Genomic DNA, 19581 nt, shown 5'->3' with positions numbered 1-19581 from the left:
GGACATGCGCGCAGATGTGCTGATTGTCGGGGCCGGAATGGTCGGAAGCGCCCTGGCGCTTGCGATGCAGGGCAGTGGCCTGCAAGTGCTGCTGCTCGACGGCAGCCCGCTGAGTGTCAAGCCATTCGACCGTGACGCGGCCTTCGAGCCTCGCGTGAGCGCCCTGTCGGCGGCCAGCCAGCGCATCCTGGAGCGCCTCGGCGTGTGGGAGGGCATTGTCTCGCGCCGCGCCAGCCCCTATGGCGAGATGCAGGTGTGGGACGGCAGCGGCACCGGGCAGATCCACTTCTCGGCGGCCAGCGTGCATGCCGAAGTGCTCGGGCATATCGTCGAAAACCGCGTGGTGCAGGATGCCTTGCTTGAGCGCCTGCACGACTGCGACCTGGGTTTGCTGGCTAACGCACGCCTGGAGCAGATGCGCCGCTCCGGCGATGACTGGCTGCTGACCCTGGCCGATGGCCGAACTTTGCGCGCGCCGTTGGTGGTCGCGGCCGATGGCGCCAACTCCGCCGTGCGCCGCCTTACCGGCACGGCGACCCGTGAGTGGGATTACCTGCATAACGCCATCGTCACCAGCGTACGCAGCAGCCAGCCGCACCAGCGCACGGCCTGGCAGCGGTTTACCGATACTGGTCCGCTGGCGTTTTTGCCATTGGAGCGGGACGGGCAGCAGGATTGGTGCTCGATCGTCTGGTCGACCACGCCGGCTGAGTCCGAACGCTTGATGGCGTTGGATGACGAGGCGTTTTGCCGTGCGCTGGAGCGCGCCTTTGAAGGGCGTCTGGGCACTGTCGTCAGCGCCGATCCAAGGGTTTGCGTGCCGTTGCGTCAACGCCATGCCAAACGCTATGTGGCCGAGGGCCTGGCATTGATCGGCGACGCGGCCCATGTGATCCATCCGCTGGCCGGGCAGGGCGTGAACCTGGGTTTCCTCGATGCGGCAGTGCTTGCCGACGTGTTGTTGTCGGCCACCGAACGTGGCGAGCGCCTGGCGGATGTGAAAGTGCTCAGCCGTTACGAGCGCCGGCGCATGCCGCATAACCTGGCGTTGATGGCGGCGATGGAGGGCTTTGAGCGGTTGTTCCAGGCCGATCAACTGCCGTTGCGCTGGTTGCGCAATGCCGGGTTGAAAATGGTCGATCAGATGCCCGAAGCCAAGGCGGTCTTTGTGCGCCAGGCCTTGGGATTGACGGGCGATCTGCCCGAACTCGCTAAACCCTGAGGCGTTTGTGCAACATCTGGTAACGCCTCCACCAAGCGTTACCAAATGTGAGTCCTTATCATTTGCTCTCTTTTTGCAAATGAGAGACCGCCCCCATGTTGGCACCCAAGCGCCTCCTGACTGCCCTGGCACTCACCCTGATCGGCAGCACCACCGTGCAGGCAGCCGACGAGGTGGTGGTGTACTCCTCACGCATCGACGAACTGATCAAGCCGGTGTTTGATGCCTACACCAAAAAGACCGGTGTGCAGGTGAAGTTCATCACCGACAAGGAAGCCCCGCTGATGCAGCGCATCAAGGCCGAGGGCGAAAACGCCACCGCAGACCTGCTGCTCACCGTCGACGCCGGCAATCTCTGGCAAGCCGAGCAGATGGGCATCCTGCAACCGTTCACCTCCGCGGTGATCGACAAGAATATTCCACTGCAATACCGTTCATCCGCCCACGCCTGGACGGGGTTGAGCTTGCGCGCGCGGACCATCGCCTACTCCACCGACCGGGTAAAGCCGGGTGACCTGACCACTTACGAGGCCCTGGCCGACAAGCAGTGGGAAGGCCGTCTGTGCCTGCGTACCGCGAAAAAGGTCTATAACCAGTCGCTGACCGCGACCCTGATCGAAACCCATGGCGCGGCCAAAACCGAAGCTATCGTCAAGGGCTGGGTGAATAACCTGTCCACCGACGTGTTCTCCGATGACATCGCGGTGCTGGAGGCGATCAATGCCGGGCAATGCGACGTGGGGATCGTCAACACCTACTACTACGGGCGCCTGCACAAGCAGAAACCGGACCTGGCGGTGAAGCTGTTCTGGCCGAACCAGGGCGACCGTGGCGTGCATGTGAACCTGTCGGGCATCGGCCTGACCAAGAACGCACCGCACCCTGAAGCCGCCAAGGCCCTGGTGGAATGGATGACCACGCCTGAGGCGCAGCAGATATTTGCTGACGTGAACCAGGAGTTTCCGGCCAACCCGGCGGTGCCACCGTCGGCCGAAGTGGCGACCTGGGGTAAATTCGTGGCCGACACGTTGCCGGTGGAAGTGGCGGGTAAGCGTCAGGCCGAGGCGATTCGGCTGATGGATCGGGCGGGTTGGAACTGACACACATTGGATTGCGGTGTTTTCGAGATGTTTATTTACTGAGAGCTAACCCTTGGCCCACCCCGCCCAACGCCGCTGGTACCTGCCGGTCTTCACCGTCGCTGCCCTGGTGCTGCTGCCGCTGAGCGTGCTGTTGCTGTCCTGGCAAAGCATTGACCCACAGATCTGGTCCCACCTCTGGGAAACCCAGATGCCACGCCTGTTGGGCAACACCCTGACGTTGGTGGTGGGCGTCGGCATCGGCGTAACGCTGCTGGGTGTAAGCCTGGCCTGGCTGACCAGCCTTTGCGAATTCCCCGGACGCCGCTGGCTGGACTGGGCGTTGATGCTGCCTTTTGCCATTCCCGCTTACGTGCTGGCCTTCGTATTCGTGGGACTTCTGGATTTTTCCGGCCCGGTGCAGACCCTGTTGCGCGAATGGCTCGGTACGGGTTTGCGCCTGCCGCGCGTGCGCTCCACCAGCGGCGTGATCATCGTATTGGTGCTGGTGTTCTATCCCTACGTCTACTTGCTGGCGCGCTCCGCATTCCTGGCTCAGGGCAAGGGGCTGATGGAAGCGGCGCGGGTGCTGGGGCAATCGCCGTGGCAAGCGTTCTGGCGTGTGGCGCTGCCCATGGCGCGACCGGCGATCGGCGCCGGGGTCGCCCTGGCCTTGATGGAAACTCTGGCGGATTTCGGAGCGGTCTCGGTGTTCAACTTCGATACGTTCACCACGGCCATCTATAAGACCTGGTACGGCTTTTTCAGCCTGTCCAGCGCGGCGCAACTGGCCAGCCTGTTGCTGCTGGTGGTGATGCTTGTGCTCTACGGCGAGCGTCGCGCCCGAGGCGCCAGTCGGCCCGGCAACGAACGGCCGTGTGGCAAGGCGCTGTATCACCTGCACGGGTTCAAGGCAGCGGCGGCGAGCGGTTGGTGTGGCCTGGTATTCGCCTGTGCGTTTGTCATTCCAGTGCTGCAATTGGTCGCCTGGTTCTGGCAGCGCGGTCGTTTCGACCTGGATGAGCGCTATTCGGGCCTGATCGTCCACACGCTTTACCTGGGCGGGATCGCCGCGCTGTTCACGGTCAGCGTGGCGCTGGTATTGGCGTTCGCCAACCGCCTGGCGCCGACTCGCGCGATCCGCTCCGGCATCAGCCTGGCCAATGTCGGTTATGCCCTGCCGGGCTCGGTGCTGGCGGTGTCGATCATGCTGGCGTTCAGCTACCTGGACCGCGAACTGGTGGTGCCGTTGTCGGGCTGGCTGGGCGGGGCGGGCAAGCCTTTGTTGTTGGGCAGTCTGTCGGCGCTGGTGCTGGCGTATCTGGTGCGTTTTCTGGCAGTGGCCTATGGCCCGCTGGAAAGCAGCCTGGCGCGTATCCGTCCATCGCTACCGGAAGCGGCACGCAGTTTGGGCGTGAGCGGGCCGCGACTGTTTTGCAAAGTGTATCTGCCGCTTTTGCTTCCCGGTACCTTGAGCGCGGCGCTGCTGGTGTTTGTCGATGTGCTCAAGGAAATGCCTGCCACCCTGCTGATGCGCCCGTTCGGCTGGGACACCCTGGCGGTGCGGGTCTTTGAAATGACCAGCGAAGGCGAGTGGGCGCGGGCCTCTTTGCCGGCGCTGACATTGGTGTTGGTCGGTCTGCTGCCGGTGATCGGGCTGATCCGCCGCTCCGCCCGACCCATCGGTTAGGTGCCAGTCCTACGGCTTGCGGCTACAATGCGCGGCATTCGGTGCGCTCCATCTTTCGGATCGGGTCGTTGTATGTGGCTGCAGCCCTTGTATTTCAGGGCGTTCAGCCGCGAACAGCGGCGCTGCGCACTCTCGCCAAGCCCGGAAGGAGAAACCCATGGGACAGCGTACGCCTCTGTATGACCTGCATCTCGCCCTCGGCGCGAAAATGGTCGATTTTGGCGGTTGGGATATGCCTCTGCACTACGGCTCGCAGGTTGAAGAACACCATCAGGTGCGACGCGACTGCGGGGTGTTCGATGTATCTCATATGACCGTGATCGATGTCACAGGCCCTCAGGCCAGGGAATGGCTCCGGCACCTGCTGGCCAATGACGTCGATCGTTTGCATGGCTGCGGCCGTGCGTTGTACAGCGCGATGCTCAACGAACGGGGCGGGGTGGTGGACGATATGATCGTGTACCGCACCGAGACCGGTTATCGGTTGGTGGTCAACGCCGCCACCCGCGACCAGGACATGGCCTGGATGCAGGCGCAACTGGGCGACTACCCCGTGCAGTTGCAGGAGCGGTCCGAGTTGGCCATGCTCGCGATTCAAGGCCCCCATGCCCGGCAAAAGATCGCTGAGCTGGTCACCCAGTCGCGCGGCACCCTGATTCGCCAGCTCAAGCCCTTTGAGGGCCAGGCCGATGGCGATTGGTTTATCGCCCGCACCGGTTACACCGGTGAAGACGGTCTGGAAATTGTCCTGCCTGCGGATCAGGCCCCCGGTTTTTTCAATGATCTGGTGGGCGCGGGCATTTCACCCATCGGCCTCGGTGCACGGGATACCCTGCGTCTGGAAGCCGGGATGAACCTGTACGGCCAGGATATCCACCAGGACGTTTCGCCCCTGGCCGCCAACATGGCCTGGAGCATCGCCTGGGAACCGGCCGAGCGCAATTTTATCGGTCGTGGGGCATTGGAAGCCGAATTGGCAACGGGTGTGCAGTCCAAATTGGTCGGGCTGGTACTGGAAGAACGCGGGGTTTTACGCGCTCACCAGGTGGTTCGCATCGCCAATGTTGGCGAAGGGGAGATCACCAGTGGTAGTTTCTCTCCTACGCTGAGCAAATCCATTGCCCTGGCGCGTGTACCGACGGCGACTGCCGATCGGGCCGAAGTGGAAATCCGCGGCAAGTGGTACCCGGTTCGGGTGGTCAAACCGACCTTTGTGCGCCATGGCAAAACCCTGATCTAACTATTTCCGGCAGGCCGAAGGCCGCTGACATTACTTCTTGAGGACACAGACTATGAGCGATATCCCTGCGGACCTGCGTTTTGCCGAAAGTCATGAATGGGCCCGTCTGGAAGCTGACGGCACCGTGACCGTCGGGATCTCCGACCATGCCCAGGAAGCGTTGGGGGATGTGGTGTTTGTTGAGCTGGCCGAAGTCGGCGCTACGTTCGAGGCTCAAGGCCAGGCGGGCGTGGTTGAGTCGGTGAAGGCCGCTTCGGATATCTACTCGCCGATTGCCGGTGAAGTGATTGCCGTCAACGAAGAGCTGGGTGGCAGCCCTGAGCTGCTGAACTCCGACCCCTACGGCGCCTGGATCTTCAAGCTCAAGCCAAACGACAAGGCTGATCTGGATAAACTGCTGGATGCCGCCGGCTACAAAGCTGCCATCGGCGAGTAAACGCAAGACCCCTGTGGGAGGGGAGCAAGTCGAACCGTCGCACCGCCCTCCCACATTCAGCCGAGGTCAGCCGTGAGTGCTTAGTTTGCTCTCAGGACTGCTTTTACCGCCGCCACCGACCGCTCCACGTCGGCCTCTGTCATCGCCGTGAACATCGGCAACGACACGATCAAGCGCCCAACCTTTTCCGCCACCGGAAACATGCCTTCCTTGAACCCCTGCGCCCGATACAGGCTCAGCAGGTGAATTGGCGGGTAGTGATAGCCAATGCCGACGCCATGGGCCTGCATCTGCTCCATGAAGGTGGCGCGGGCGGGCAAGCCGTCCTGACGCTCCGGCAACACCAGTTGGAACAGGTGCCAGTTGCTGTTTTCGAAATCTGCCGGCGGCAGTTGTGCGCCGTATTGCGCTTCAAAGTCGTTGCCGAAGCATTTGAAGTAATGTCGCGCCAGCCTCTGGCGGTGGGCGGTGATCTGCTCGATATGTGCAAACTGCCCCAGACCGATGGCGGCGGCGATATCCGTCATGTTGAACTTGCCGCCCAACACGTCCACATCCAGGCCGTCAAAACCGCTGCGGGTGACGCCTTGCAGGCGGTACTTCTCCGCCAGGCGCGCCTCTTCGGCGTTATTCAAAACCAGGCAGCCACCTTCGGAACACGTGATGTTCTTATTGGCCTGGAAGCTGAACGACACGAAATCCCCGGTGGCACCAATGCGCTCGCCGTCCCAGCTGGAGCCCAGCGCTTGCGCGGCGTCTTCGACGATACGCAGGTTGTACTTGTTGGCCAGTGCATAAAGCATCGGCATGTCCAGCGGCAGGCCCGCCAGGTACACCGGGATGATCGCCTTGGTCCGCGGGGTGATCGCCGCTTCTACCTGGGCCAGGTCGATATTGCGGGTAACGGGGTCGATATCGGCAAATACGGGCGTGGCGCCCACCTCCAGGATCACGTTGGCTGTGGCGACCCAGGAGATCGGCGTGGTGATGACTTCATCGCCTGGCCCGACACCGGCGATGCGCAACGCAATCTCCATGGTGCAGGTGCCTGAGTTGAATGTACGCACCGGCCGGCCGCCAAAGTACTCCGACAATTGCGCTTCGAACGCCTGTACTTTCGGTCCGCTGGTGATCCAGCCCGAGCGCAGTACATCACCGACCGCCGAGATGGTGGCTTCATCAATGGTAGGTTTGGAGAACGGCAGGAAGGGCTGTTGGCTCATAACGACGAAGGCATCCGTTTCAGGTGGGCGATGAGAGGCTTATCAGTACCGGCATGGTTGCACGGCCTGACTGAATATAGCCTGTCGTCTGTGAATGAATCGTCACCTGGCGGGCAAAAAAAATGCCGCTTAAAAAAGCGGCATCTTTGTTTCAGTCAGAATGCCACGCGGGCTTCCAAAAACACATTCTGCTCCTTGAGCTTGCCCTTGAGTTGTTCATCGCGGGCGTTGATCCGATTGGCGAAGGTGTTGTAGCCGGTTTCGATATCGCCGATGGCGGTATACCGGTAACCAGCGCCCAGTGTTACTCGTTCGCTCAGCTTGGCATCCAGCCCCATGCCGACGCTATAGGTCAGGTTGTGCTGGCGGTTGCTGGCGAAGCGTCGGCTTTCGTTGGTCTGGTAGCCCTGTGAGTCGATCCTGGCCACCCCAACCCCAGCCATGCCGTAGAACGACAGCCATGAGTTGATAGGAATGTCCTTGTAACCATTGAGCATCAAGCGTTGGCTACGCGCGTGCAGGCTATTGACGTTGGCATTGAAGGGCGCCCAGTGGGATTCGAATGTCGAGCTGTTCGGCAGGGTGTATTCCCCCTCCAGGCGCCAGCCGTCGGTAAAGGCATAGCCCAGGGCGAATGACGCGACGAATGCTTTGCTGCTGTCCGGGGCGTCCACGCGATGAGTGACGCGCGGGCTGGTCAGCAAGGCGCTGGATAGATTCTGGCGAGCGCTATTGAGCTTCGCCGACCCGTACCAGTTTTCCGCAGCTTGCGCGAATGACGTGGCAAACGCAGTGATAAGCAACGCGCAGGAAAGTTTTTTGTGCATAAGGCTGATTCACTTTAAAAAAGGGAATCGTGAGCTTGCTGCGGCGTAACGGGAGGCTCGACAGGACCTTTCTGCTCCAGGCTGGAAAAAGCAGAAGGCTCTTGTGGTACCTAGTCGTGACAATTGTAGGAAACATAAAAAATGCCGCTTGAACAAGCGGCATTCTTAAGGGCACAAGCATTACTCAGTGACAGCATTCTTCGCGAGGATAGCGTTGGCCAGTTCCATATCCGTGGCTTGCAGGCCTGGGTTATCGGCGCGGACCTTCTGCATGGCGGCTTCCAGGTATGGGCCGCGAATGCCGCCGTCGCTGGCAACGAAGCTGCCGGCGTCGTCTTGTGCGGCAACCACCAGCTTGTGGTCCTTGAAGGTCAGGTACGTCGAGCCAGTGGTGGCGCCCGACGAGATGACGTTGCGCCAGAAACTGTCGGCCATGGCTGAACCGACAGGAAGGGAAAGCACAGCGAGGGTGGCGACAGCATATTTGAGACGCATGATGGGTGACTCCGGTGGGGTTATCTGCAGGTTTTGATTGTAGATAGCCCAACCGAGTTCCATCACTGACTAAACAGTTTCAACCTTTAAAATCACCCCGTCCTGACCAACGACCCGGACTTGAGCGCCTACGGGGCTGTCGGGGCCGGTCACCATCCACACGCCATCACCGACTTTCACCTTGCCCCGGCCGTCCACAATCGCCTGGCGCACCACGAAGGTGCGACCAACCAGCTCCGAGCCTCGTTCATTCAGCCCGGGTTGGTCACTGGCCTTGGCACTGCTGCGTTGGCGTTTCCACCAATACACGGCCGTCAGTATCGACAACACTGCGAACAACAACAGTTGCCATTCCAGGCCGAGCGGCGGTACGAGAAACTTGATCACACCGACGGCCGCAGCGGCGATACCCATCCACAACAGGTAACCGCCGGCACCGAAGATCTCGAGGATCAACAGCACCGTGCCCAGTGCCAGCCAATCCCAAAATGACAGGTGCTGCAGGAAATCCCACATGGCGCTGGCCTCAGCCTTTCTTGTTATCGAACGTGGCCTTGACGATCTCGCCAATGCCGCCGACCGCACCAATCACCTGGCTGGCTTCAAGCGGCATGAGGATCACCTTGCTGTTGTTGGCCGATGCCAGCTTGCCCAGCGCGTCGATATATTTTTGCGCGACGAAGTAGTTGACCGCCTGCACGTTGCCCGAGGCGATCGCTTCCGACACCACCTGGGTCGCGCGTGCTTCCGCCTCGGCCTGACGCTCCCGGGCTTCGGATTCGAGGAATGCTGCCTGGCGGCTACCTTCGGCTTCCAGGATCTGCGCCTGCTTTTTACCTTCGGCCGTCAGGATCGCCGACGCTCGCAGGCCCTCGGCCTCGAGGATTTGCGCACGCTTGATCCGCTCGGCTTTCATCTGGCCCGACATGGCGGCCATCAGGTCGGCGGGCGGGCTGATGTCCTTGATCTCGATACGGGTGATCTTGATGCCCCACGGCGCGGTGGCTTCATCCACGGTTCTCAGGAGTTTTTCGTTGATGCCGTCACGCTGGCTGAGCATGGCATCCAGCTCCATGGAGCCGAGGACAGTACGAATATTGGTTTGCAGCAGGTTGCGAATGGCGTGTTCGAGGTTGTTGACCTCGTAGGCGGCCTGGGCGGTATTGACCACCTGGAAGAAACACACCGCGTCGATCTGCACAGTGGCATTGTCGGCGGTGATCACTTCCTGGGGCGGGATGTCCAGCACGCTTTCCATTACGTTGATCTTGCGACCGATGCGGTCCATGACCGGGATGATGATGTTCAGGCCGGGCTTGAGGGTATTGGTATAGCGGCCGAAACGTTCGACCGTCCACTGGTAGCCCTGAGGCACCACCTTGAAGCCCATGAAGAGGATGGCGATGGCCAAACCCACGAAAAGAAGCAGTACGGTTCCGATCTGCATAACGATTCCCTATCTGATGGTGTCAGTGAAACGACGTTGCGCCGATTGTAACGGCGTTGCCACCGATAAGAACGGTTTCAAAGCGCCGTAATCATAGGATTTGTTACCGAATCCCCAGGCGTTACCCGCAACACTTCCGCCATTGTGGTCAGCCCTGCTTCAACCTTTGTCATGCCGGACATGCGCAGGTCACGCATGCCTTGCGCGATAGCGGCTGCCCGCAGGGACTGCACGTCGGCGCCTGGGGTGATCAGTGCCTTGAGCGCATCGTCCAGCACCATGATTTCGTAGACTCCGGCTCGCCCCCGATACCCGCTGTTTCTGCATTCGGCGCACCCGGCAGCCTCATACACGTCACCCATAACGCGCTTGCAGTGAGGGCACAGCAACCGTACCAAGCGCTGCGCCATCACGCCTAACAGCGTGGCCTTGATTAAATAATGCGCAATACCCAGCTCCTGCAAACGGCTGATCGCACTGGGCGCGTCGTTGGTGTGCAGCGTCGACAGCACCAAATGCCCGGTCAGGGCGGCCTGGATCGCCATTTCTGCGGTTTCCTGATCGCGTATTTCGCCGATCATGATGATGTCCGGGTCCTGGCGCAGCAGGGCGCGGATGCCGCTGGCGAAGGTCAGGTCGATATTGTGTTGCACCTGCATCTGATTGAAGGCGGGTTCAACCATCTCGATCGGGTCTTCCACCGTGCACAGGTTGACTTCGCGGGTCGCCAGTTGCTTGAGCGTGGTGTAGAGGGTGCTGGTCTTGCCGGAGCCGGTGGGCCCGGTGACCAGGATGATGCCGTTGGTTTGGCGGGTCATGCCGTGCCAGCGTTGCTGGTCTTCCAGGGACAGGCCCAACTGGTCGAAGTCCTTGAGCAGCACCTGCGGGTCGAAAATCCGCATCACCAGTTTTTCGCCAAAGGCGGTAGGCAAGGTCGACAGACGCAGCTCGACCTCCGCGCCCGTCGGGCTTTTGGTCTTGACCCGGCCGTCCTGGGGTTTGCGTTTTTCCGCCACGTTCATCCGTCCCAGGCTCTTGAGCCGGCTGACCACCGCCATCGTCACCTGGGGTGGAAACTGGTAGACATCGTGCAACAGCCCATCAATGCGAAAACGCACCCGACCCTGTTCACGGCAAGGTTCGATATGGATATCACTGGCCCGCTGGCTGAAGGCGTACTGCAGCAACCAATCGACGATATTGACGATGTGCGCATCGTTGGCGTCCGGTTCCTGGTCGCTGGCGCCGAGGTTGAGCAGGTCGAAGTTGCCGGGCACCGCTACCTTTTGATCCGCGCCGCTGACGGACTTCGCCAGCCGATAAAACTCGCCGATGCAGCGCGTAATCTCCTGGGGGTTGGCCACCACGCGCGTGATGGAGCGCTTGAGCACCTGCGCCAGCCCGGCCTCCCACGCGGTGACGAGGGGTTGGGCGCTGGCGATCGTGACGGACTGCGCATCCACCGCCACGGCAAGGATTCCATGGCGCTGGGCAAAGGCATGGGACATCAGCGGCACCACCGTCGCCACGTCGATCTTCAGTGGGTCGATGCGCAGGTAAGGTTGCCCGACATGCTGGGCAAGCCATCGGGTCAGGGTTTCCAGGCAGGGCCCGAGGGTTGCGATGTGCTCCAGCGGATGCTGGGTGTCGCCGGCCGGCAGTTTCGACAAGCGTTGTGCGATGTCGTCACTGATCAGTTCGGCATCGACCAAAGCCGGCAGCAATTGATGCAATTCCAATCGTTGATCAACAGACATGTGGGTTTTCCTGGGTAACCTTGGACGTACTCCCAGGCTAGCCAGCCCCCGAATATTCGCCGCTCGCCGTGTATTGCAGGTTTTTACCGGGCGGCTGCCGACACTGCCTGCGGGCCCACGGAGTCGGCTGGCCACACATCCAGAGTGCACACGCTGATCAGGTTTCGAATCTTTTCACCGATCACCTGGGCTCGATGCCAGCTCAGGCCATCCATCACGATCTCGATGCTCAGTATGTCGTCTTGCCGAGTCACACTGACCTGCCGAGGCGTCAGAAACTGCAGCGCGAAATAGTTAAGCACCCGGCACAACACATCCGGTTCAGCCTCGGCGACGATCTGGTAATGGGCCTGGCAATGGGCGTTGGTGACGGCCCATGCATCGACGCGGGTATCGGGGTGGGTAGTTTCGACGACGTGCATGCTGGCTCTCCAGTTTCGACTGAAGAAATTTTTACATTCGCCTACGGAGATTTCTTATCTAAGATGAGCCTGATTCAACATTATTCGAATCATATAATTCAAGAACATCGCTATAAAAGGTATTTCTATGCACAGCCAATTGGACGCTTACGACCGCCGCATCCTGGCCCTGCTGCAAGAGGATGCTTCGCTCTCGAGTGCGCAGATCGCCGAGCAGGTCGGGCTGTCCCAGTCGCCCTGCTGGCGGCGCATCCAGCGGCTCAAGGACGAGGGTGTGATCCGCGGCCAGGTGACCTTGCTGGACCGCAAGAAGATCGGCCTTAACACGCAGATTTTCGCCGAGGTCAAACTCAACGCCCACGGGCGATCCAACTTCACCGAGTTCACCGAGGCGATTCGCGGCTTTCCGGAAGTGTTGGAGTGCTATGTGCTGATGGGGGCGGTGGATTTTCTGCTGCGCATCGTGGCGTCGGACATCGAGGCGTACGAGCGGTTTTTCTTCGACAAGTTGTCGATGGTGCCGGGGATTCAGGAGGTCAATTCGATCGTGGCGTTGTCGGAGATCAAGTCCACCACCAGCCTGCCAGTGTTGCGCTGACAGGCAGGGCCTCATCGGGGGCAAGCCGAATCGTCGCACCGCCCCTCCCACATTTTGATTTGCGAATACATTCAAATGTGGGAGGGGGCTTGCCCCCGATGGCGATCTTACAGGCGCAGCAGGGTCTTCCAGGCACGGTTCTGATACACCGCAATCGCCTGATGCATCCGCGCATCCAGCGACTCATCGGTGATCGGCTGATTGGCCAGTTGCACCAGCTTGTTCAGCTCGCCGTACAAACGGTCCAGTTCCGGGATGTCCACCACCTGGCGTGCGTGGTGCAGCCAGGCCTGGATGCGTTCGATACGCGGCAGTTGCTCGGCCAGGTCTTCCGGTTGCTGCTGGTAGCGCGGCAATTGCAGGGCGACGGCATCGTCGGCCAGCAGGCGCGGCAGCCAGTTGGTGATTTGCGCGGCGCCCTGACGGTTGCCCCGCACGTTACGCTCGGCGGTCCAGCTGCGGGCCAGCAGCCAGCGCGAAGTGTTCAGTGAGAACAGGCCCCAGCGCACGTCCTCCAGTTCTTCGGCGAACTGCTCGGGTGCGGCTTTGCGAATGTCTTCGTCGTCGTCACCGGCCTGTACCAGCGGGCGCCAGTCTTCCAGCAGGGCATCCAGTGCGCTGCGCAGTTCGGCGGTGGATTGGCGCGGTGCGGCCTGGCCGAGGCTGCCGATCAGGGCGCGCAACTCACCGAGGTTGTCGACCCAGTCCTGCAGCAGGCGCCAGTGGCCATTGAAGCGGTATTGCTCGGCCAGGCGCTGGCTGCTGCCCAGCAGGTGCCACATGATTGCGGCGAAGGCGTCGTCCAATGGCATTTCGGCGTGGATCTGCGGTGCCGGCAGGCTAAGGGAGTAGCTGCCTGCATCGTACAGGCGGTAGCCGCGCTCGGCCTTGCTGATATCGCACGGCATCAGCGCCAGGGTCGCGGCCAATTCAGCCGCCAGTTCCAGCAGAGCAGCCGGTTCGCCTTCGCGCAGTTCCAGTTCCAGCTCGCAGATTTCTTCTTTCTGCTTGCCGACCACTACGTGGCCCAGGTCCAACGCGGCCTCGATCACCACCTTGGCCTTGCCACGGCCCCAGGCGATTTCGGCACGTTCGCGCACGAAATCGGTGGTGAAGATCGGCTTGAGGGTCTTTTTGTCCAGCTCGGCCAGTTGCTCGGGCCAGCATTCGCCGTCGAGTTTCTTCACGTCGAGTTTCGCTTTGGGCAGGTCCCAGTTGTACTCGTTGCGTTCCGACAAACCGGCGACGCTCTGGCCGCGGGTCTTGAGGGTCTGGATGATGGCGTCACCGTCCTTGCGCAAACGCAGGGCGACTTTGGCTTGGGCCAGGTCGCGTTCGGGGGTGTCGAAATACTGATTCATCAACTCAAGGCGTTCCCAGCCACTTTTGTTGCGTTTTTTCAGTAACGGGTGCTCACGCAGCGCGGCGAGTGTTTCGCGGCTGACGCGGAGCTTGATTTCGGTTTCTTTCTGCATGGCCGGAAAATCCAGGATCGGGAGCGCAGCCGGGGAAAAAGGTGGCTGCCAAGGCCGTGCAGTGTACAGGAGTGAGCCCGGCAACGTGCCGCAACGGTTTATTGTGTCGTGCAGATGGTTCTATAGTGGAGTTCATCCGGGAAGTTGAGAGGCCGCGCATGCCATTACCGTCCATGAAAGAGCAGTTCGCCGCGCTGATTGCCGCGCCTTCGGTCAGTTGCACCCAAGCCTCTCTCGACCAGACCAACCGCCCGGTGATCGATTTGCTCGCCGGTTGGCTGGGCGATCTGGGGTTTGCCATCGACATCCAGCAGGTCAGTCCCGGCAAATTCAACCTGCTGGCAAGTTTCGGCAGTGGGCCTGGCGGCCTGGTGCTGGCGGGCCACAGCGATACGGTGCCCTATGACGCCGCGCTGTGGAAAACCGACCCGCTCAAGCTGACGGAAGTCGACGGCCGCTGGGTAGGATTGGGCAGTTGCGACATGAAGGGGTTTTTTGCTCTGGCGATTGAAGCGGTGTTGCCGCTGATGGACCAGCCGTTCAAGCAACCCTTGCTGATCCTCGCCACCTGCGATGAAGAAAGCTCCATGTCCGGCGCCCGCGCGCTGGCCGAAGCCGGACGCCCGCTGGGCCGCGCGGCGGTGATTGGCGAGCCCACCGGGCTCAAACCGATCCGTCTGCATAAAGGCGTGATGATGGAGCGTATCGACATCCTGGGCCAGAGTGGCCACTCGTCGGACCCCAGCCTGGGCCACAGCGCTCTTGAAGCGATGCACGATGCCATCGGCGAATTGCGCGGTCTGCGCCTGGCCTGGCAGCGTGAATACCGCAACCCGCAATTCAGCGTGCCGCAGCCGACCATGAACTTTGGCTGTATCCACGGTGGCGACAACCCCAACCGCATTTGCGGTCAGTGCTCACTGGAATTCGACCTTCGGCCCTTGCCGGGCATGGACCCGCAGGTGCTGCGCGCGGCCATCCGGCAGAAGCTCGAACCTTTAGCCGAGCGCCACAAGGTCAAGATCGACTACGCGCCGCTGTTCCCCGAAGTGCCGCCGTTCGAACAACCGGAAGACGCCGAACTGGTGCGTGTGGCGCAGCGATTGACCGGTCATCGTGCCGAAGCAGTGGCGTTCGGCACCGAAGCGCCTTATCTTCAGCGCCTTGGGTGTGAAACCCTGGTATTGGGCCCTGGCGATATCGCCTGTGCTCATCAGCCGGGCGAGTACCTCGAAATGTCACGCTTGACGCCTACAGTGCGTCTATTGCGGGAACTGATCGAACATTACTGCCTGAAACCCGCATAAATTAACCCCTGCCTGTTCGTACATAAAAGGAGAGTGAGCGTGTCGCCAAGCCTGTTCCGACGATAACCATCAGCCCGCTGTGCGCTTCCACGAGTCATCCTTTTTGGCTGCTTTTTATTACAGGCCCAGGTGTTATGCCCGAATACGTCAATTGGCTTCGTCACGCTTCGCCCTACATCAACGCCCACCGCGACTGCACCTTTGTGGTCATGCTGCCCGGCGACGGTGTGGATCATCCGAACTTCGGCAATATCGTCCACGACCTGGTGCTGCTGCACAGCCTGGGCGTGCGATTGGTGCTGGTCCACGGTTCGCGCCCGCAGATCGAAGCGCGCCTTGAAGCGCGTGGTCTGACCCCGATTTATCACGAAGGCATGCGCATCACCGATGCCGCGACGCTGGAGTGTGTGATCGACGCGGTCGGCCACCTGCGTATCGCCATCGAAGCGCGCTTGTCGATGGACATGGCCTCGTCGCCGATGCAGGGTTCGCGCCTGCGGGTGGCCAGCGGCAACCTGGTGACCGCGCGTCCGATCGGCGTGCTGGAAGGTGTGGACTACCACCACACCGGCGAAGTGCGCCGCGTCGACCGCAAGGGCATCAACCGCTTGCTGGACGAGCGCTCCATCGTGCTGCTGTCGCCACTGGGGTATTCACCCACGGGTGAGATTTTCAACCTGGCCTGCGAAGACGTCGCCACCCGCGCCGCCATCGATCTGGGTGCCGATAAGCTGCTGCTGTTCGGCGCCGATCTCGGCCTGATCGACGAAAATGGCCGCCTGGTGCGCGAGCTGCGCCCGCAACAGGTACCGGCCCACCTGCAACGCCTGGGCAGCAGCAACTACCAGGCCGAACTGCTCGATGCGGCGGCCGAGGCTTGCCGTGGCGGGGTAGGGCGCAGTCATATCGTCAGCTATGCCGAGGACGGCGCCTTGCTCACGGAGCTGTTTACCCGCGACGGCGGCGGGACGCTGGTGGCGCAGGAGCAGTTCGAACAAGTGCGCGAGGCGGCGATTGAAGACGTCGGCGGCTTGCTCGACCTGATCAGCCCGCTGGAAGAACAGGGCATCCTGGTGCGTCGTTCGCGGGAAGTGCTGGAACGTGAAATCGAGCAGTTCAGTGTGGTCGAGCGCGAGGGCATGATCATCGCCTGTGCGGCGCTGTATCAGATCGCCGATTCGGACGCCGGCGAGCTGGCGTGCCTGGCGGTGAACCCGGAATACCGCCATGGCGCGCGAGGTGACGTGTTGCTGGAGCGCATCCAGACCCGTGCGCGGGCCCAGGGGCTGAAAACCTTGTTCGTACTCACCACGCGCACCGCCCACTGGTTCCGCGAACGGGGGTTTGTGCCAAGCAGTGTGGACCGCCTGCCGTCGGCGCGTGCCTCGCTGTACAACTATCAGCGTAATTCGAAGATCTTCGAGAAAGCCTTGTAAAGCCCTCCCCTCCGACCACCGAGCAGGCTCGCGTAAGCACCGGCCTGCTCGGCGGCTCGGTCTTTCACGTTACAACTGAAATTTAAGCATTCTTGATCTCACGCCGATAACGGGATGGCGACTGTGGGTAGATTGCGCTCGGCAAAGAAATTATTAGTGACACAAAAACTGTAACAAATTGACTGGAGGATGTGCGTTTCGCCATGATGGCGTCGCCTTTTTGATCATGGGTGACGTATGTAATGGAGCGTCCACACTAATCGATCTAAAAAAGTGCTGAAAAATACCCTTTAGGAATGAGCTTATGGAACGGTTGGTCTACCCTGACTGCTCCATGTCACGTAAAGGCTTATTCCCAAATCGTATGAAAAAGAATGAAACAATTCTTTTTGGGTGTATGAAAAACTCATTACCCTGCAGGGACCAAAACAACTGTGATTAGACGAAGGTAGTAGACACACAAGGTTACGATTGACTTGCCAGTCACTATCCGGCGCTAATCGCGCATCTGTGGATCGAGGGCGTCAGACCCGAGACCGAAGAAATACAAAAATTAGAAATGAGAGGAGCGGTACATGAATAAGTCCACCTTGGCTTTGGCTGTAGCTTTGGGCGCAATCGCCCAGCAAGCAGGCGCTGCCGGTTTCATCGAAGACAGCAAGGCCACACTGGGTCTGCGTAACTTTTACATCAACACGGATAACCGTGACGACGCTACCAAAGCGGCCGGCGCACAGAACAAGTCGGAAGAGTGGGGCCAAGCTTTCGACCTGCGCTTCATCTCCGGTTACACCCAAGGCACCGTAGGCTTTGGTCTTGACGCTATCGGGCTGCTGGGCGTGCGTCTGGATTCGGGCGGCGGCACCAACGGTGCAACCGCTGCGTCGGCTGGCAACGCTGGCTCTTATGGCGGCACGGTTTTCCCGAGCAAGTCCAATGGTGAAGCCGTTGATAACTACTCCAGCCTGGGCCTGACCGCTAAAGCCAAGATCTCCCAGACCGAACTGAAGTTGGGTACTTTGCAGCCTAAGCTGCCGGTAATCATCACCAACGATGGTCGTCTGCTGCCGCAGACTTTCCAGGGTGGCCAGATCACCACCAACGACATCAAGGACCTGACGCTGGTTGCCGGTCAGATCGAAAAGGCCAAGGGTCGTAACTCCAGCAACGTCGAGAACCTGTCTCTCGCGGGCGCCAACGGCCGTACCGCCGCTGGCCGCGACAGCAACAAGTTCATCTACGCCGGTGGCGACTACAAGATCACCAAAGACCTGACTGCCCAGTACTACTACGGCAATCTGGATCAGTTCTACAAGCAGCACTTCCTGGGCTTGCTGCACAACTGGGCGATCGGTCCTGGCGTGTTGAAAACCGACCTGCGCTACTTCAACAGCCGCGCTGACGGTGCCAACAGCAACGACGCGAACTACTTCACCACTGGTGACTACGGCACTAACGCTGCTGGCGCTAACGTCACCAAAGGTAAAGTCGACAACAACCTTTACAGCGGCTTGTTCCTGTACTCGGTGGCCGGTCACACCTTCGGTGGTGGTTACCAGGTCAGCAACGGCAACAGCGACTTCCCATGGTTGAACCAAGGTGACGGTTCGTCGGCTTACTTGACCACTGACTCGCAGATCGCCAAATTCGCCCGTGCTGGCGAGCGTACTTGGCAAGCTCGTTACGCGTACGACTTCGCCAAAGTTGGCGTACCAGGCTTGACCGCCGGTGTGGTTTACCTGCGTGGCGACAATATCGATACTCGCGGCCGGGTGGGTGTTGCTCAGGTCCAAACAAACTCCAATGGCGCGAACGAGTGGGAACGTGACATCACTGTTGCCTACGTCGTACCAGAAGGTACTTTCAAGAACGTTGGCGTGGCCTGGAAAAACGCCATGTGGCGCAACGATATTGCCGGTCAGCGTAACCAAGACGAAAACCGTGTGATCGTCAGTTACTCGCTGCCACTGCTGTAATAGCGTAATGCTGTTGTAAGACCGTAAAACCTTGCCCGGCGCAACGCCGGGCAAGGTGTCTTGCCTTTCAAGTCGGGCTAAACCCCCGCAAGCCCTTCCTGAAACCCCTCTTTGTACAGCGTCTCAAGGCCTTCTCGAACCTTGAAAGCAATGGTGCACCCCGCCCTTTCCCGCGTCCAATGAACACATTTTTAATATTCTTTTATCGTCTAGATAAATCGATATTTATTCTTTTTAAATCAGCGTCAATCCATGCACAGTGGGCTCCATAAGCACTCATCAGGAGCCACACCATGAGCCTAAGACTGGGCGATATCGCCCCCGACTTCGAACAGGATTCCAGCGCCGGCAAGATTCGTTTTCACGAATGGCTTGGTGACAGCTGGGGTGTGTTGTTTTCCCATCCGGCGGACTTCACCCCGGTGTGCACCACCGAGCTGGGCTTTACCGCCAAGCTCAAGGATGAATTCGCCAGGCGTGGCGTCAAGGCCATCGCCCTGTCGGTCGACCCGGTGGACTCGCATCACAAGTGGATCGAAGACATCAATGAGACCCAGAACACCGTCGTCAACTTCCCGATCCTGGCGGACGCCGACCGCAAGGTCTCGGACCTTTACGACCTGATCCATCCCAACGCCAGTGACACCCTCACCGTGCGTTCCCTGTTCGTGATCGACCCGAACAAAAAGATTCGCCTGACCATCACCTACCCGGCGAGTACCGGCCGTAACTTCCACGAAATCCTGCGAGTCATCGACTCGCTGCAGTTGACCGACAACCACAAGGTCGCCACCCCGGCCAACTGGCAGGACGGCGATGAAGTGGTGATCGTGCCGTCGCTCAAGGACGAGGAAGAGATCAAGAAGCGCTTTCCAAAGGGTTACAGGGCAGTGAAGCCGTATCTGCGGCTTACCCCACAACCCATCGTTAGCACATAACTTTGTGGGAGGG

The 19581-nt window shown here is 60.3% G+C and carries 18 protein-coding genes; 10 read left to right on the top strand and 8 right to left on the bottom strand.

Annotated features, from left to right (window positions below; translation table 11 throughout):
* Window positions 1-4 precede the first annotated feature (4 nt).
* From JWR98_RS06675 to gcvH, 5 genes are all read left to right on the top strand, one after another.
* Window positions 5-1222 carry a 2-octaprenyl-3-methyl-6-methoxy-1,4-benzoquinol hydroxylase gene (locus tag JWR98_RS06675; protein ID WP_179119973.1) on the top strand — a complete coding sequence of 406 codons (1218 nt, stop codon included), beginning with the start codon at window positions 5-7 and terminating at the stop codon, window positions 1220-1222.
* A 95-nt stretch (window positions 1223-1317) separates the two neighbouring features.
* Window positions 1318-2322, top strand: coding sequence for an extracellular solute-binding protein (locus tag JWR98_RS06670; protein ID WP_003176804.1), 1005 nt, complete (start codon window positions 1318-1320; stop codon window positions 2320-2322).
* 52 nt (window positions 2323-2374) lie between these two features.
* Window positions 2375-3991 (top strand): ABC transporter permease, encoded by a 1617-nt coding sequence (locus JWR98_RS06665; protein ID WP_078735137.1) that lies wholly within the window; start codon window positions 2375-2377, stop codon window positions 3989-3991.
* A gap of 157 nt (window positions 3992-4148) precedes the next feature.
* On the top strand, window positions 4149-5231 hold the full coding sequence (gene gcvT / locus JWR98_RS06660; RefSeq protein WP_078735136.1) for a glycine cleavage system aminomethyltransferase GcvT: 1083 nt from the start codon (window positions 4149-4151) through the stop codon (window positions 5229-5231).
* A 52-nt stretch (window positions 5232-5283) separates the two neighbouring features.
* Entirely contained in the window at window positions 5284-5667 is a 384-nt protein-coding gene (gcvH, locus tag JWR98_RS06655; protein WP_078735135.1) for a glycine cleavage system protein GcvH, read from the top strand.
* Window positions 5668-5747: 80 nt separating this feature from the next.
* Here the strand turns inward: gcvH and JWR98_RS06650 are convergent, their stop codons facing one another.
* From JWR98_RS06650 to JWR98_RS06620, 7 genes are all read right to left on the bottom strand, one after another.
* The gene (locus tag JWR98_RS06650; protein WP_078735134.1) at window positions 5748-6890 is read right to left on the bottom strand and encodes a DegT/DnrJ/EryC1/StrS family aminotransferase; all 1143 of its coding nucleotides are present in this window, start codon (window positions 6888-6890) and stop codon (window positions 5748-5750) included.
* Window positions 6891-7045: 155 nt separating this feature from the next.
* Entirely contained in the window at window positions 7046-7717 is a 672-nt protein-coding gene (locus JWR98_RS06645) for an outer membrane protein (RefSeq protein WP_205489571.1), read from the bottom strand.
* Window positions 7718-7897: 180 nt separating this feature from the next.
* Window positions 7898-8212: a DUF2388 domain-containing protein gene (locus JWR98_RS06640; RefSeq protein WP_003176799.1), complete on the bottom strand. Its 315-nt coding sequence runs from the start codon at window positions 8210-8212 to the stop codon at window positions 7898-7900.
* Between the two features lie 69 nt (window positions 8213-8281).
* The gene (locus JWR98_RS06635) at window positions 8282-8728 is read right to left on the bottom strand and encodes an NfeD family protein (protein ID WP_205489570.1); all 447 of its coding nucleotides are present in this window, start codon (window positions 8726-8728) and stop codon (window positions 8282-8284) included.
* Between the two features lie 10 nt (window positions 8729-8738).
* The gene (locus tag JWR98_RS06630; protein ID WP_003176797.1) at window positions 8739-9659 is read right to left on the bottom strand and encodes an SPFH domain-containing protein; all 921 of its coding nucleotides are present in this window, start codon (window positions 9657-9659) and stop codon (window positions 8739-8741) included.
* 77 nt (window positions 9660-9736) lie between these two features.
* Window positions 9737-11416, bottom strand: coding sequence for a GspE/PulE family protein (locus JWR98_RS06625; RefSeq protein ID WP_205489569.1), 1680 nt, complete (start codon window positions 11414-11416; stop codon window positions 9737-9739).
* 83 nt (window positions 11417-11499) lie between these two features.
* Window positions 11500-11838 carry a hypothetical protein gene (locus JWR98_RS06620; protein ID WP_078735130.1) on the bottom strand — a complete coding sequence of 113 codons (339 nt, stop codon included), beginning with the start codon at window positions 11836-11838 and terminating at the stop codon, window positions 11500-11502.
* A 127-nt stretch (window positions 11839-11965) separates the two neighbouring features.
* On the opposite strand from JWR98_RS06620, the gene JWR98_RS06615 reads away from it, so the two are divergent.
* Window positions 11966-12436: an Lrp/AsnC family transcriptional regulator gene (locus tag JWR98_RS06615; protein ID WP_003176794.1), complete on the top strand. Its 471-nt coding sequence runs from the start codon at window positions 11966-11968 to the stop codon at window positions 12434-12436.
* A gap of 107 nt (window positions 12437-12543) precedes the next feature.
* Here the strand turns inward: JWR98_RS06615 and JWR98_RS06610 are convergent, their stop codons facing one another.
* Window positions 12544-13911, bottom strand: a complete 1368-nt coding sequence (locus JWR98_RS06610) for a CYTH domain-containing protein (RefSeq protein ID WP_078735129.1) — start codon at window positions 13909-13911, stop codon at window positions 12544-12546.
* A 158-nt stretch (window positions 13912-14069) separates the two neighbouring features.
* Here JWR98_RS06610 and argE point away from each other — a divergent pair, with 158 nt between their 5' ends.
* From argE to JWR98_RS06590, 4 genes are all read left to right on the top strand, one after another.
* On the top strand, window positions 14070-15218 hold the full coding sequence (gene argE, locus JWR98_RS06605) for an acetylornithine deacetylase (RefSeq protein WP_205489568.1): 1149 nt from the start codon (window positions 14070-14072) through the stop codon (window positions 15216-15218).
* 134 nt (window positions 15219-15352) lie between these two features.
* A complete protein-coding gene (argA, locus tag JWR98_RS06600) occupies window positions 15353-16654 on the top strand; it encodes an amino-acid N-acetyltransferase (protein ID WP_003176791.1) in 1302 nt (433 codons plus the stop codon).
* Window positions 16655-17229: 575 nt separating this feature from the next.
* A complete protein-coding gene (locus JWR98_RS06595; protein ID WP_078735127.1) occupies window positions 17230-18630 on the top strand; it encodes an OprD family porin in 1401 nt (466 codons plus the stop codon).
* 293 nt (window positions 18631-18923) lie between these two features.
* The gene (locus tag JWR98_RS06590; protein WP_205489567.1) at window positions 18924-19568 is read left to right on the top strand and encodes a peroxiredoxin; all 645 of its coding nucleotides are present in this window, start codon (window positions 18924-18926) and stop codon (window positions 19566-19568) included.
* The last annotated feature ends 13 nt before the right edge of the window (window positions 19569-19581 follow it).

This window comes from Pseudomonas lactucae (genome assembly GCF_016937615.1).
Classification (GTDB): Bacteria; Pseudomonadota; Gammaproteobacteria; order Pseudomonadales; family Pseudomonadaceae; genus Aquipseudomonas; species Aquipseudomonas lactucae.
This window is presented reverse-complemented; position numbering and strand designations above follow the sequence as displayed.

Bases quoted from the DNA above. Each gene is read 5' to 3' on its own strand.
- JWR98_RS06675 (WP_179119973.1), top strand. From the start codon at position 5: ATGCGCGCAGATGTGCTGATTGTCGGGGCCGGAATGGTCGGAAGCGCC.
- JWR98_RS06670 (WP_003176804.1), top strand. From the start codon at position 1,318: ATGTTGGCACCCAAGCGCCTCCTGACTGCCCTGGCACTCACCCTGATC.
- gcvT (WP_078735136.1), top strand. From the start codon at position 4,149: ATGGGACAGCGTACGCCTCTGTATGACCTGCATCTCGCCCTCGGCGCG.
- gcvH (WP_078735135.1), top strand. From the start codon at position 5,284: ATGAGCGATATCCCTGCGGACCTGCGTTTTGCCGAAAGTCATGAATGG.
- JWR98_RS06650 (WP_078735134.1), bottom strand. From the start codon at position 6,890: ATGAGCCAACAGCCCTTCCTGCCGTTCTCCAAACCTACCATTGATGAA.
- JWR98_RS06645 (WP_205489571.1), bottom strand. From the start codon at position 7,717: ATGCACAAAAAACTTTCCTGCGCGTTGCTTATCACTGCGTTTGCCACG.
- JWR98_RS06640 (WP_003176799.1), bottom strand. From the start codon at position 8,212: ATGCGTCTCAAATATGCTGTCGCCACCCTCGCTGTGCTTTCCCTTCCT.
- JWR98_RS06635 (WP_205489570.1), bottom strand. From the start codon at position 8,728: ATGTGGGATTTCCTGCAGCACCTGTCATTTTGGGATTGGCTGGCACTG.
- JWR98_RS06630 (WP_003176797.1), bottom strand. From the start codon at position 9,659: ATGCAGATCGGAACCGTACTGCTTCTTTTCGTGGGTTTGGCCATCGCC.
- JWR98_RS06625 (WP_205489569.1), bottom strand. From the start codon at position 11,416: ATGTCTGTTGATCAACGATTGGAATTGCATCAATTGCTGCCGGCTTTG.
- JWR98_RS06620 (WP_078735130.1), bottom strand. From the start codon at position 11,838: ATGCACGTCGTCGAAACTACCCACCCCGATACCCGCGTCGATGCATGG.
- JWR98_RS06615 (WP_003176794.1), top strand. From the start codon at position 11,966: ATGCACAGCCAATTGGACGCTTACGACCGCCGCATCCTGGCCCTGCTG.
- JWR98_RS06610 (WP_078735129.1), bottom strand. From the start codon at position 13,911: ATGCAGAAAGAAACCGAAATCAAGCTCCGCGTCAGCCGCGAAACACTC.
- argE (WP_205489568.1), top strand. From the start codon at position 14,070: ATGCCATTACCGTCCATGAAAGAGCAGTTCGCCGCGCTGATTGCCGCG.
- argA (WP_003176791.1), top strand. From the start codon at position 15,353: ATGCCCGAATACGTCAATTGGCTTCGTCACGCTTCGCCCTACATCAAC.
- JWR98_RS06595 (WP_078735127.1), top strand. From the start codon at position 17,230: ATGAATAAGTCCACCTTGGCTTTGGCTGTAGCTTTGGGCGCAATCGCC.
- JWR98_RS06590 (WP_205489567.1), top strand. From the start codon at position 18,924: ATGAGCCTAAGACTGGGCGATATCGCCCCCGACTTCGAACAGGATTCC.